The organism is Mesorhizobium sp. M7A.F.Ca.CA.001.08.2.1 (assembly GCF_003998455.1).
Classification (GTDB): domain Bacteria; phylum Pseudomonadota; class Alphaproteobacteria; order Rhizobiales; family Rhizobiaceae; genus Mesorhizobium; species Mesorhizobium ciceri.
In genome coordinates this window covers 1-12,754 of the sequence record NZ_RZPW01000087.1, presented here as the reverse complement: position 1 = coordinate 12,754, position 12,754 = coordinate 1, and the positions used below count along the sequence as shown (strand labels likewise).

At 57.6% G+C, this 12,754-nt stretch carries 12 protein-coding genes and 1 pseudogene; all 13 read right to left on the bottom strand.

Annotated elements, in window-relative coordinates; all coding sequences use genetic code 11:
• A pseudogene (locus EN914_RS08025) lies at positions 1-766 on the bottom strand (hypothetical protein); the annotation flags it as partial.
• A complete protein-coding gene (locus EN914_RS08020; protein WP_024503663.1) occupies positions 726-3,104 on the bottom strand; it encodes a polysaccharide biosynthesis tyrosine autokinase in 2,379 nt (792 codons plus the stop codon). The pseudogene EN914_RS08025 and the gene EN914_RS08020, both read right to left, overlap by 41 nt.
• Before the next feature lie 29 nt (positions 3,105-3,133).
• Positions 3,134-3,739: a polysaccharide biosynthesis/export family protein gene (locus EN914_RS08015; RefSeq protein WP_224696614.1), complete on the bottom strand. Its 606-nt coding sequence runs from the start codon at positions 3,737-3,739 to the stop codon at positions 3,134-3,136.
• A gap of 176 nt (positions 3,740-3,915) precedes the next feature.
• Complete coding sequence (locus EN914_RS08010; RefSeq protein WP_024503661.1) at positions 3,916-4,725, bottom strand: tyrosine-protein phosphatase; 810 nt, start codon at positions 4,723-4,725, stop codon at positions 3,916-3,918.
• 120 nt (positions 4,726-4,845) lie between these two features.
• Positions 4,846-5,166, bottom strand: coding sequence for a hypothetical protein (locus EN914_RS08005; protein WP_024503660.1), 321 nt, complete (start codon positions 5,164-5,166; stop codon positions 4,846-4,848).
• Between the two features lie 331 nt (positions 5,167-5,497).
• On the bottom strand, positions 5,498-5,983 hold the full coding sequence (locus tag EN914_RS08000; RefSeq protein WP_024503659.1) for a hypothetical protein: 486 nt from the start codon (positions 5,981-5,983) through the stop codon (positions 5,498-5,500).
• Between the two features lie 531 nt (positions 5,984-6,514).
• Positions 6,515-7,573: a Fic family protein gene (locus tag EN914_RS07995; protein ID WP_024503658.1), complete on the bottom strand. Its 1,059-nt coding sequence runs from the start codon at positions 7,571-7,573 to the stop codon at positions 6,515-6,517.
• 151 nt (positions 7,574-7,724) lie between these two features.
• Entirely contained in the window at positions 7,725-8,159 is a 435-nt protein-coding gene (locus tag EN914_RS07990) for a hypothetical protein (protein ID WP_127218955.1), read from the bottom strand.
• A 57-nt stretch (positions 8,160-8,216) separates the two neighbouring features.
• On the bottom strand, positions 8,217-9,359 hold the full coding sequence (locus tag EN914_RS07985) for a glycosyltransferase family 4 protein (protein ID WP_024503656.1): 1,143 nt from the start codon (positions 9,357-9,359) through the stop codon (positions 8,217-8,219).
• A complete protein-coding gene (locus EN914_RS07980) occupies positions 9,356-10,513 on the bottom strand; it encodes a glycosyltransferase (RefSeq protein WP_024503655.1) in 1,158 nt (385 codons plus the stop codon). Before EN914_RS07980 ends, EN914_RS07985 begins: the two co-directional genes overlap by 4 nt.
• A complete protein-coding gene (locus tag EN914_RS07975) occupies positions 10,491-11,300 on the bottom strand; it encodes a bifunctional 2-polyprenyl-6-hydroxyphenol methylase/3-demethylubiquinol 3-O-methyltransferase UbiG (RefSeq protein ID WP_081714306.1) in 810 nt (269 codons plus the stop codon). Before EN914_RS07975 ends, EN914_RS07980 begins: the two co-directional genes overlap by 23 nt.
• Before the next feature lie 5 nt (positions 11,301-11,305).
• Positions 11,306-12,082, bottom strand: a complete 777-nt coding sequence (locus tag EN914_RS07970) for a bifunctional 2-polyprenyl-6-hydroxyphenol methylase/3-demethylubiquinol 3-O-methyltransferase UbiG (RefSeq protein ID WP_032899285.1) — start codon at positions 12,080-12,082, stop codon at positions 11,306-11,308.
• A partial coding sequence (locus EN914_RS07965) for a hypothetical protein (protein ID WP_206527189.1) occupies positions 12,075-12,754 on the bottom strand: 680 nt, incomplete at its 5' end. The genes EN914_RS07965 and EN914_RS07970, both read right to left, overlap by 8 nt.

Here is a 12,754-nt window from a genome sequence, read left to right as displayed (position 1 = left end):
GAACCTGCCAGTCGAATGGCTTGCCGCTGAGGATCTGTTCAAAGCCGCCGTTAAAAATGTATCCGGCCAGTGTCCGCTCCTGATCGGACAGACTGAACAGGAACAGCCGGTAGGCCGCCTCGTATTCCTTCTGCCTGATGTACCCGTTGATTACGGCAGACAGTTCCTTCGATGTCGGTTGTGAGCTCGATCCGGCAAGGTCCAGCAACAGTTGATTTGCGACGCGCAGGCCCCGCGGATCCTTGCCAAGCGCGGTGAAAAGACTGGATCTCCACGGTGCCTCGATCCTCAAGGCTGCCAGGACAGCCTGATATCCGTCCGGGTTTGAAAGAATAGCCGGCAAGCCAGCCGCAATGACTGGAAATCTGTCGGGCCACCGGCGCAGCAACGTGTCGATCTCGGCAACGGCCTTTGACAGATCGCCCACCTCGATCGAGCGATCGATCGATCTCTGAAGCGAATGGATTTCAGTCTTGGACAGCTTTCGAGCCTGGTCGAAGAGTTCGAAAGCCTCATCTTTCTCGCCTTGTCGATACTCAATCTCGCCTATCAGGCTGTAGAGCCGGGCATCCGCGACATTGAAACGAAGCGCGCCCTTCGCCTTTGTTGCCAAGACATCGAGATCAGCACCGTCGCCTGTTTCGCTCAACCGACCGGCAATTTCGCCTATCAAGGCATCTACGTTGAACGGATCGAGCGCAAGCGAGACGGCCGGCGTTTCCGACTCAAGAAGCCGACTTAGCCCTACCGACGAAACCGCCAACACCAGAACGGAGGCGACGAACCAAACGCCTGAACGCCGGAGATTTCGCGTGAGCGGGCTGGCCTGCTCCGTCATCGACTTTGCCCTCAATTTTCGGGGTACTCGCGCCATAGTCGTAGTACTGATAGTTCATGTATTTATAGGCGTAATTGTAATCGAACTTGTTGACCGTAAATTTCGACATCGCCGCCCCGATCACATTCGCACCGGCTGAGCGCAGACGCTTGAGTGCCGTTTTGGCTGACTTGCGTGTGACCTGATTGGTCGAAACGACCATCAATGTGCCTTCGGCAAGCCGGCTGAGGATTGGTGCGTCGGAAAGACCGACGACCGGCGGTGCGTCGATGATGACCAGATCGAAGCGTTTGCCTAGATTGGTCAAGATCAACGCCATCTTCGGCGACGAGAGCAGGTCGGCCGGATTCGGCGGAATCGTTCCGGACGTCAGCACGGTGACATTGGGATATTTCGTCGGTCTGAAAATGCCCGGCAGATCGTCCTTGCGAACGGTATTTGTCAGCAGGTTGCTCAACCCGATCGCATTGTCGAGGCCGAACAGCCGGTGCAGGTTGGGTTTGCGGAGATCGCCGTCAACAAGCAGAACCCTTGCGCCGAGTGCCGCGAAATCCTGGCCAAGTTTGAACGACGTGGTCGACTTGCCTTCCGACGGTTCCGAACTGGTCACCAGCAGCGATCGCGGCGCGCCCTCCGCACCGGAGAACTGCAGCGATGTTCGCAGCGAACGATAGGCCTCGGAGAGCCCGGATTTTTGATCGGCGATGCTGGCTATGAGTTCGCGATCACCAACAAGCGGCAGGATGCCGAGCATCGTCAGCCCCAGCTCTTTCTCGATCTGCTCCGGATTGGTGAAAGTGTTGTTCAGCAACTCGATGATGTAGATGATCGATGCAGCCAGGGCCATGAAAAGCGCGAGAGCGACTGCAAGATTGATGCTCAGACGTGGAGAATAGGGGGCTGTGGGCAGCGAAGCGAAATCGACTATCGCAGCGCTTTGCGTCTTGAGTTCCGAGCTAACACCGACTTCATTCAGCTTGGCGATAAGGCTGTCATACTGCGACCGGTTGGAGTCGACTTCGCGCTTCAGGATCGTGTATTTGATATTCTTGTCGTTGAAGACGACCTGCTGCCTCTCCATCTCCGCGAGCTTGGACTTGAGGTCGGTTTCCTTGTTCTGCGCTTCCTGATATTTCAGCCGCAACGAATCGGTTATCGCCAGCACGCCGTTGTTGTAGAGTCGCTGCAGTTCCTTGATCTGCGATTGCAATTGCTGCATTTCCGGAAAACCGGGTTTCAGGATGCCCAATTTCTGCTGATACTGGCTGGTCAGATCCGCCAGTTTATCGCTAAGCTTCTGCAGACCTTCGCTTTCCAGAACCGGACCGAGGCTCGACCCGCGGCCCTTTTCTATCTGATCGACCACCCGCCCCGCATCAAGACGCTCCTGGATTGCGGTGGCCAGGGCGGTGTTCAGGGCTTCGATGTTCGAGCCGATCAGCGATTTGTCGTCGCCGGTAACAGTGATGCCGGCATCTTTTGCATAGGTGACCAGTTCCTTTTCGGAGGTCTGCAGCTTTTGCTTCACCTGCAAAACCTGCTCCTGGATGAACTGCCGTGCCAGATCGGAGGTCTCGCTGGTCTGATCGAGACGTTGATCGATAAAACTCTGCGCGACCTGATTGGCAACGTCGCTTGCATATTTCGGCTTTTGATCGACGAAGGTGATCGATAACAGGCTTGTATTGGTGACCAGATTGACCGTTAGATCTTCCTGGATGCGCTTGATGGCAATTGCCTCGCGCTCTTCGGGCGTTTTCTCCTCAATGGAAGGTGATTTGGACATCCCGAACGCACGGTAAACAATATTGCTCGGGGAGAAGCTCGGCGTCGGAAACAGAAAGTCCGGCCTTTCGCCAAGCCCAAGCTGGAACACCACGCGCTGAGCCAATGCCCGGCTCTTCAGCTTCTCCCGCGCGGTCAGGAAGGCCCGGACGTCGCTGTTTTCGGAAACAACCTCAATGTCCTGAAACACTTTCGCCGAAGGCACCAGAACTTCGAGCTGTGTCGTCGCCTGATATTTTGGTGTCTGCATCATCGTCACGATAACGCCGGCAACGAGCCCGGCGGCCGCCATCATGACGATCAGCCAGCGATACTGGACGATGTATAAAAGCAGCTTGAGCGGGTTGAACCCCTCATCCTGGCCCGCATAGTCGCGACCATAGGGACCGTAGTTTTGCGGCACGTCGTAATAGGAGTCCGCGGACAGGGCCTGACCATGTCCGGGTCCGGCAAGTTGGGGCTGCCTGTTGCGATCGAGCATGCGCGAGGTGATCCTGGGGTTGTCCGTGTCTACGGAATGACCGCAATGCGGGCAGCGCTGGAGGCGAGGCCCAGCGCATCCTTCAAATTGTTCATCGCGATTTTCGACTTCGAAGCAAAAACGACGACCACGTCGCCGCCATAGATGCGCGGGTTGCGGTTCTTGCCGGCGCGGATTTCCTCGACATTGTAATTTGCGACCAGCTTGTTTTGGCCGACATTGCGATAGACGAAGACCTTGCCGGCATCACCGACCGGATTGAACCCTCCGGCAAGGGCGATCGCGTCGAGCAAGGAAGCGCTGCTGGACACCGGATAAATGCCGGCCTTGTTGACCTCACCATCGACCGTGATGCGCTGGCCAATCGACTCCTTGACGAAAATCGTCACGTCAGGCGACTGCAAGTACTTTTCACCGTAGGCAGTCTCGATTTCCTTCTCGAGCTGACGAACGGTCTTGCCGGCTGCAGTCATGGTTCCAATCAGCGGAAGCGAAATCTGCCCGCCTGCGTCGACCTGAACTGTTCTGTTCAAATTATCGACCTGAAACACACTGACCTCGAGCACATCGTTGGCGGACAGCGGCTGCTCGCTGCCATTCTGGGTATTCTGCGGCGGCGGAAGATCCTTGACCACCTGCAGCGTACCACCGCCAGAGAGCGCCGATGAAGACGCCGTCGGCTGCAGCGCATCGACAGAACTGGTGGTGGACGTCGATGTCGACGAAGTGCTTGCGCAAGCAGATATCGCTAGTGATGCGAGTAAGGCGGGCACGGTGCCCGCACGACTTCTTGCAAGATCGAAAATGCCCATCAAAGAGCCCCGCTCTTGAACAACCGGCCCAATCCGCCAAACCGCCCCGCACTGCTGCCTCCCGACTTTCTCGCGCTTTGCTTTCCGATGGGCACGAGCGGCCGATCCTGCAATATCGCGTCCGGGCGTTTCACTGCCATGTTGTAAGCCTCATCTTCCCCACACCGGTTCGCGATGGCGACAACCGCCTGCGAAAGCCCTGGCCGCCGGCGGCTGGCGCCGTGCGTATCGGAGGCGACAATATCCACCCTGCCCTCATCCAGCAGCTTCTCCGAGTAGTACAGCGCCGTACGTCCAAAGGCCCCCGTCACAGAATCAGCCGTGAGCTGAATAAGGCAGCCTAGCGTATTCAACCTCTCGATGACGTCGTAATTCGCCTTGATCCAGGTCAACCGTTCTGGATGAGTGAGGATCGGCACGAAGCCGGCGCCTATGAGACGGGCGGCGAAGTCTTCGAGCCGCGGAGGCAGAATGTGATGTGGCGGTTCGAACAGGAAATAGCGGGATCCGTTCAGAGTCGGCACCGTACCAAGCCTCAATCGATCGGGAAGATCCGGCGCGAGATGAACATCAGCGCCAACATATAGGGTAAGCGGTATGGCAGCGCGATAAAGCTCCAGTTCCAACGCCTGAACAGCCTCGGCAATGTTTGGCGTGGCGTTCTCATAAACCCCAGGCATCACATGCGGCGTACATGCCATATGCGTTGTACCGTCGGCGACTGCCAGCCGTGCCATCTCCAGCGACATGGCCAAGTCAGGAGAACCGTCATCGAGACCGGGCAGGATATGTGAATGCAGGTCGATCATTGGCGTTTCTGGTTGAGAGGAGGCAAAGCTTCGCCTCGACAAAATAGAAATGCGTCACCCGCATGAAGGCGAATGACGCATTTGACAAATTTACACAAAACAACGGGTGTCGTATCCCGCCTACCGGCTGACCGCGTCGTCGTCATCCTGCAGGCCGATAATAAGGGCGGCGGCACCACCGACGGCGGCGCCGCCCAAGAGAACCGGCAGCATGCCAGGTTCTGAGTTGGCGGGTACGATCGTCGCAGTTGGTGTCTCAAGCGAAACGCACATGCCGCCTTCGATAGGGTCGACCTTGACGGTGGCATTGGCTGGAATATCGAGCGCGCAATTGGTTCCGATAGCCAGCGAAGCAGACGCCTGCGCCCCGGTCATGATGCGAGCGCCCGCATACACCGGCGCCTCGGCATCCACCCCTGCATAGCCGCCGGCCTGGGACATCTGGACATCACCCCGGACCTGCGTAAGCCGACCTATCGCGTCTGCGGACGCCGGCACGGACGCAAGACAGGAACAGGTTTGCTGAGCTACAGCCTCGGGCACGGCCAACAGGACGCCTCCTGCGACGAATGCAACAAAAGCAAAAGCAGCCCCGAACCGATGGTAACTCATCATTTTTACCCCACCAAAACCTGCAACTCGCCCTGTTGGTACGAATCACACCCACCCCACCCCAAGCGATAAAGCAAATGGTTAACGAATCCAATAAATTAGCCGGGCCGCCGACCGATCCAGCACTTTCACTACAGCGGCCAACACCGCTATATCTTCGTCAGCGGCTGACGCCGTTGTCGTCGTCCTGCGTCGCCGCGAGCACGCCAGACGTCAGAAGCGCGCCCGTGAAAATCGCCTCCGGCGGACCGAACCCGGCGCCGCCACCGGAGGGCTGAATAGCAGCCGTCTGCTCAGAGCCGACAAGCTTGAGGCAAATGTTGTTGCCAAGGCGGGAAACGTCGAGGCTCGAATTGGCCGAAACCTCCAGACTGCAGCCGCCGACCAGAACGGAGGCCGCGCCCTTGGCGCCAACCACTACACGGCTACCAAAATCGAGCGTGCTTCCGACCTTGGCAGCGCCATAGCCCGTTGTTTGCGACACCATCACATCACCGATGGCGGAATGAATGGATCCGATCGGGCTTACCGAACCTTGATAGGGTGTCGCGCAGCTGCACGAAGCATCCTGGGCAAACGATGAAGCTGAACCAAACCCGATTGACACGAAAAATACGGCAAGCGCAGTTTTAATCACAAGGTTCATCAGTCTTCGATCCCTTCTTGCTGCACCGCTTCCGGCGCACCCAGTCCAAGGCAGTTCATTAGCGCGTACCAGTTTTTGGCCACAATTCCAACCTGTTTCGCGCGCGCGAGGCGATTTAAGCTGATGCGTGTCTGTCAGAGCACAGTACTTTAGCCAGACCGCATTAATAGTTTTCGACTACCTATCACAGGTTTCTTATTATAGGGCAAAAATTCGAGGTCTCCTTTCCGCGGTGACTGGCTCGATAAGATTTGACCAAGCTGAGCGCGCCAAACCTTTCGCCAACCGATCTAATATATTGAATTATCTATACAATTCTCGGCGTAGATATTCCTTGATGGCAGCCGCGATTTCGACCATTGGTCATGCTGAGAGCATGTAGTTCGAGATCGCCTCGATACCAATCGCAGCCAACGGGGTAGACGGCCGGCTCGGCTACCCATTCCTGCTCTCCCGGCCATAGAGATCTGGCTCCATGCCCCCCACCCTCGATCCAACTCACCAAGTCGACGTGCCTCAGACTTGAAGCCTTTACCGCCTATTTTGGCCGTACCACGTTCCCTTGCCGGTTCCATGTTGGGCCAGATGGTTCGCTTCGACCAGAATGGCCAAGTGTTTTTTGACGGTGTTTCGGTTTGCACCTGTCAGGTTAACAATCTCGCTGATGGTTATGCGTCCACGCTCATTGATGGCCTCAACGATTTGCAGAGAGAGTTCGGGTAACGTGCCGAGCACAAGACGTTCTCGCTCGATTTTTTTCTCCAATCTCCGCTTTTGCTGCTGCAGAGCGCGCAGGAAATACACAGCCCATGGCTGCCAATTGGGGTTCGGGCTGCGGATCGTCTTCTGGGTCTGGCGTAGCGCCAGATAGTAGCCTTCCTTGCTGTTCTCAATCACGCTTTCGAGGGAAGAGTAAGGCACATACGCATATCCGCTGCGCATCAGCAGGAGCGTCGTCAGAACGCGCGACAGCCGTCCGTTCCCGTCCTGGAATGGGTGTATCTCCAGAAACACCACCGTGAAGATTGCGACGACGAGCAGAGGGTGCAGGCTTTGCTCGTTGAGTGTGTCGCGTGTCCACTCGACAAGCTCTTTCATCCGCTTCGGCGTATCGAAAGGCGTCGCCGTTTCGAAGATGACGCCGATCTCTTTTCCGTCGGCATCGAACGCACTGACATTATTGGCGAGTGTCTTATATGCACCGCGATGGCGTTCATCCTTGTTGCTGAACGCCAGCAGGTCACGGTGTAGCTGTGTCAGGTGGTTTTCGGTCAGATCAATTGCATCGAAATGCGCGAAGATCATTTCCATGACCTGCGCATATCCGGCAACTTCCTGTTCGTCTCGGGACCCAAAGAATTTGATGTCGAGGTTGGCGAGCAGCTGCTCCACTTCGCCGTCAGTAAGCCTGCTTCCTTCGATACGGGTAGAAGAGCCAATGCTCTCGATTGTCGCAACGCGGCGCAGAGCCGATAGGCGCTCTGGAGCGAGCGCGCCCAGCGCTCGCCAAGCCCCTTTGAATTCGTCGATCTCCGCGACCAGAGCAAGGATCTCGGCGGTAATTTGCAGAGAGTCGGTCTTCAGCGTCATACCCACAAATATACCCAAAAATACCCGAAAATTCAAGAACCGACATACCCGATAAAGGACCCATAAATACCCAAATGCGGGCAGCCGGACCAGCTTGACAAGAAGACCACTCCCTTCGCCGCAACAGCCTCCGGTCTGTACTGGCGGCCGCTCAGCAAGGTTTGTACGTTGCGCCGGCCTGAACCGGCTGGCCGCAGAGAATTCCGCCCTGCGTAAGTATGGTGGCCAAATCTTCCCCCTCAGCCGTCAGGCACTGCACAACAAGGGTATCGCCAACCCTGGAAGCGATCTTGCCGTCGCAAGGTGTTCCGGCACCTACAGGTTTGCAGGCCAGGACGAGCCCCTGATAGTCTCGGCGCGCCGCTTCCGTGACCAGGAGGCGCATAGCCTGAGGCCTGGAAAACGCCGCCCCGCACAGCAAGATCTTGCGACCGCCGACGCGCAGATCATCGACCGATGGAATGGCGAGCTTGCCGTCAAACGGCTCGAGCGCGGCTACCGGCTTCGCGGGGGACGAGCCGCCCCTCTGCAGGACGATTATGCCTAGAAAGCCAACACCAAACAAAACAGCCACGACGGCAAGCAACGCTATGCTCCTGACTGACAAAACCATCCTCCATCCGACCCTGTGCGGCCGGTCCGCTCATTTCGTCGCAAGGGCGCTCAGTCTTTCTATCTGCTGCATGTACTTCTCGATGACGATCGTTTCCGAAAACTGCCGCTCGACCTTGTTTCTGCTCCGGGCCCCCATCCTGTCCCTGGACGAGCCGTCCAGCCGCGCAAACTCGACCATCTTGCTCGCAAGGTCATCAGGGTCCCTCACCTTACACAGGAAGCCATTGACGGCGTGGTCCACCACTTCCCTGCATCCTGGCACGTCGGTTGCGATCAGCGGCTTGCCCATCGCAGCCGCCTCAAGCAGCGAGCGCGGCGTTCCCTCCCTGTAGGAGGGCAACACGACACAATCGGCGGCACGCATGAAAGGCCGCACATCGTCGGTGGAGCCGAGATATTCGACCAATCCCTCGGCAACCCATTTTTCCACGTGCTCGCGGCTGACCGCGGTCCGGTTTTCGACATCAAGAAAGCCGAGCAGCTGGAAACGCACTCCGGGCACCTCACGGCAAACCCGACGGACCGCCGTGATGAACTCGCCGACACCCTTGTCCCAGAGAAGCCGGGCCACGAGAAGAAAGACGATGGCGCCAGACCCGGTGCGCGCTTCGGACGACGGGGCAAAACGCACGAGGTCGATGCCGGAGCCAGGCAAAAGCGCGGTTCGATCCTTGCGAACCAGTCGTTCATCGACGAACAGCATCCGGTCATCGTCGTTCTGGAAGAAAACCATTTTGGAACGGGCCAACGCCACCCGGTACAAGACCTTGGCAATCCTGAGCAGCAGACCACCGCGGACGAACGCCGTCCCCAATCCCGAAATGTTGTTGATGACGGGAATGCCGTTCAGATTGGCCGCGATGGAGCCGAACACGTTGGGCTTGATCGTGAAGCCGACAAACGCCAGCGGTCTCTCGCGCCGCAAGAGACGCCAATAGCGCCACAGAAGGACCAGATCCCGCAACGGTGACGTGCCGGAATTGTCCATGTCGAGTTCGACATAGCGGCAGCCCATGGCCGCAATCAGCGAAGAATACGCGTCTCTCGGCGCGACGACGACCACCTCATAGCCACGGCTCCGCAGCGCCTCGATCAATCCCTTGCGGAAATTGACGACATTCCAGGATGTGTTTATCGAGACGATTATCTTGTCGCGAGCAACGGGCGTCATCTCTGCCCACCCGGATATGACGACGGCGCTCTCAACAGCATATCCGCAAACCGATCCGGCGATCTTTCCGACAAGGTCTTTCCGTACAAGGCCGACCGATCGCCGCCTTGGATGACCTTCAGCAGTGCTTCCGCAACTTCCGACGCGCCAAAGCCGGCTGAAATCTCCAGGCCCGACAGCATGTCCAGATCTCCCGCACAGGGGGTGGTGACGATGCCAGGAATCCGGCAAGCCATCATTTCCAGAAGGACGTTGGGAAATCCCTCCGTCGCCGACGTGAGCATGCCGGCACGCGCTGCGCGAAACAGTGGAAACGGGTTGTCTCTCTGGCCGAGCAGATTTAGTCGCGAGGCCAGCTCAAGCTCGCCAGCGCGGGCTCTCAACTCCGCTTGCATGGGTCCAGAGCCAACCATGGTCAGCTCATAATCCTCGCCGGTCCTTCGTCTGACCTCGGCCAGCACATCAACCGCGATCGTCGGACGCTTCACATCAATCAGCCGACCGCACCAGACTATCTGCGGACGGCGGGAAAGTATCTCGGCGTCGTGCCCGGGCAATGCCTCCATGGACATTTTGACGATGAGATCTTCATCGACCGGGTTGGGCAAAGTACGCAGCTTGGCGATTGCTCGGCGGGGCAATACGTCACGCAGGCGTTCATTCATATAGCTCGTTTGCGCGACTATCATGTCCTGGCTGCCATAGGCAGCGTAGAGCGCCTTGTAAGCGAGCGCGCGAGGACCCTTGAAGCGGTCCAGAAGCACCGTGGACTCGCGGGCGACCAGCCTGTGGCTGCGGAGAAGTCCAACGCTTCGCGCGGCAGCCAGAAACGAGTTTACCCGTGCGTGGCTCGAGAACACCAAATCGTACCGATGCCGGATCAGCCGCGGAGCGAGCAAAACCTCGCTCATGGCCTTACCGCCGCCAAAGCCGTAGCTGCACCGAATTCCCTTCTGGTGTGATCCAGCGGCCTCGCCCGCCGCCTGGCCACCCAAGAAGCCGATTTCGACGTCCCAGTCGGGTCGTCTCGCGAGTGCGCGCGCAACAAGTTTCAAGATGGTTTCGGCACCGCCTCTTCTGTCGAGCGGAATGGCGATCAGCGCGAGCTTCCTTTTCATGAGCCGCGGGAACTCACTGTTTTCGCCGAAAGACATAGGCGTAGGTTTCAGCGGCATCCTTGCGGAGAAGCAGGGCCGAAACGCCTAACCAGATGCGCCAGGCAAGAAAGGCCGGCACGAAAAAATAGAAGTAGGAGCTTTTCCAGAACAGACGGCGCTCGACAAGTTCCAGGTCGTTCCGTTTTGCGATTGTCTCGACGTCACTGGGCAAGCACTTGTCGTAGAAGGCCGGAAACCCGTCATGACCCATGCCCTTTTCAGGATAGATCGCAAAAAGCAGCCGTCGTTTCATCCCCTCCGGCAGGACCCGATTCAATCTGGCAAAAACGGCGTTGCGCGAGGGCGAGAAAATGGCAACCACGCCTCCCGGCTTCACGCAACTGGCAATGCCGCGCAAGGCACCCTCGCCATCACGGACGTGTTCGAGCGTTGCCTGGCAAATGACGACGTCAGCATCGCCCCTCCCCCTAAATGAGGTAAGGTCCGCTTCAATCTCCTCGTCGTATATTCCGCGCGGCGCTTTCGACAACTCTTCCGCGTCGAGGTCGAGCCCAACGACAAAAAGCCTCAGGCGCCGCTTCTCCGAAAGACTGACGAACGGCCTGGCACCCCCGCCAAGGTCGTAAACCCGTGCATTTGAGGTAAGTAAGGGAGGTGCTATCTCCGTCGCAAAGGTCCGGTTGCCGTCGATGCGAAGGCGTCGCGGCAGAGCTCTGTCCAGGAACTCGGAAACAGCCACATTCGCACGAACAAACTTTCGCAATATCGATACTGCTTCACCACCGGTTTCGTTTGGCGATCTGCGCCCACTCGGATTTGACATCCGCGTTATATCCTGTGGAAGACGTAGAGCCGCGTATGATGCGAAAATGGGCCGAGCAACCGGTCCGCGGCAGCACGCAAACCTCTCAGGATTCCATTCTTGCTGTCGTACCAGGCCTGCATCGGCTTGGAGAAAAATGTCTCGTCCTTCAGCCCCTTGAAGCCTCCCCTTGGCTGGGATCCCAGAAGTTTGAAGCCGTGCTGTTCGAAACTGGAAACAATCGAAGACGGCCCAAGAACGAACTGGTAAAATCCGGCCTGTTCACCTGAAAACCTGGGATAGAGACCCATTCTGATCTTCAACTGTCGGAGAGGAGAAATGCTCGGCACTGTCACGAAGGCAACTCCTCCTGACCGGATGATGCGCCTCATCTCCAATGCGATCTCATCGTAACCGTCGAAGAAATGCTCGATCACCCCCAGGGACCACACCCCATCGAAGAATTCGTCCGCGAAGCCCGTTGCTCGAACATCCCCCACGGTCACTTGCAAATGGGGCGCGGCACGGTTCACCATCCCCACGGTCTTCTGCGCGAAGTCGATCCCGTAGGCGGAAAAGCCTGCCTGGTGGAGGCCATGGACCGTATTGGCCAAGCCACATCCAGCGTCCAGGACCTTGGCCGATCCGGTCAGATATCGCTTGGTGGTTTCAACGACAAAGCGATCCGGCCTCAAGACAATCCCGTCGGCCCAGTGAGAATCCCAATAGTCGTCATCGGCCACCGTGCCGACATGGACGATGCGCCTGTTTTTCTCGTCGTAAAATGCTTTCTTCTCATTCATTTCTGGCATCCAGCCCGACCATCAAAACCGTGCGCTGTTTCGCACCAGGCCCTTGGTCTGCAATCACATTCCTCAATGCGAAAAAGGAACAGGCCGCGGCAACGACATATCCGAACAAAAATGCCATTTCACTGCCAAGCGGCACCCGCCACCAAAGGCCCAATGCCGCCAGACAACAGCAAGCCAACGCCCCTATCGCGTAGGAATAAGTCAACGTCATCGCTTTGTTCGACCGAAGCGCAAACGGGTCGATGATCACTTTTTTCGTCCTGTTGACCAGAACAGCACAAGAAACGATCCCGAACACCGCAGGATCAAAAGACTTCCCCAGCCATCCGGAGGCATGGCCCGAGAAAAACAGGCCAACTATTCCGGCCGCAGCCGCAGCCGCAAAAATGAGTGCGATGGCCGCTCCTTCGAACAGTCCGCGCCGAAACTCCCTGACGTTTCCATTTGCGGCACTGAGAAACGCCCTTGGCACGAAAACGAAGCTGGCCGCATTCATGAAGAAGCCGACAGACCGTTGTGAAAGATCGACACAAAACGAGAAGACACCGAGATGGGTCTCGGAGCCAAGCAACAAAACAAGGTATCGAATGCCGACAAACACGCCGCTCTCGGCCAGATTGCTCAACACAAATCCCCAGCCTGTGACCAGAGACCCGGCAAGAT

What these genes read in the sequence shown, in the direction of transcription:
- EN914_RS08020 (WP_024503663.1), bottom strand. Translation starts at nt 3,104, where the DNA reads ATGCTCGATCGCAACAGGCAGCCCCAACTTGCCGGACCCGGACATGGT.
- EN914_RS08010 (WP_024503661.1), bottom strand. Translation starts at nt 4,725, where the DNA reads ATGATCGACCTGCATTCACATATCCTGCCCGGTCTCGATGACGGTTCT.
- EN914_RS08005 (WP_024503660.1), bottom strand. Translation starts at nt 5,166, where the DNA reads ATGTCCCAGGCCGGCGGCTATGCAGGGGTGGATGCCGAGGCGCCGGTG.
- EN914_RS08000 (WP_024503659.1), bottom strand. Translation starts at nt 5,983, where the DNA reads ATGAACCTTGTGATTAAAACTGCGCTTGCCGTATTTTTCGTGTCAATC.
- EN914_RS07995 (WP_024503658.1), bottom strand. Translation starts at nt 7,573, where the DNA reads ATGACGCTGAAGACCGACTCTCTGCAAATTACCGCCGAGATCCTTGCT.
- EN914_RS07985 (WP_024503656.1), bottom strand. Translation starts at nt 9,359, where the DNA reads ATGACGCCCGTTGCTCGCGACAAGATAATCGTCTCGATAAACACATCC.
- EN914_RS07980 (WP_024503655.1), bottom strand. Translation starts at nt 10,513, where the DNA reads ATGTCTTTCGGCGAAAACAGTGAGTTCCCGCGGCTCATGAAAAGGAAG.
- EN914_RS07975 (WP_081714306.1), bottom strand. Translation starts at nt 11,300, where the DNA reads ATGTCAAATCCGAGTGGGCGCAGATCGCCAAACGAAACCGGTGGTGAA.
- EN914_RS07970 (WP_032899285.1), bottom strand. Translation starts at nt 12,082, where the DNA reads ATGAATGAGAAGAAAGCATTTTACGACGAGAAAAACAGGCGCATCGTC.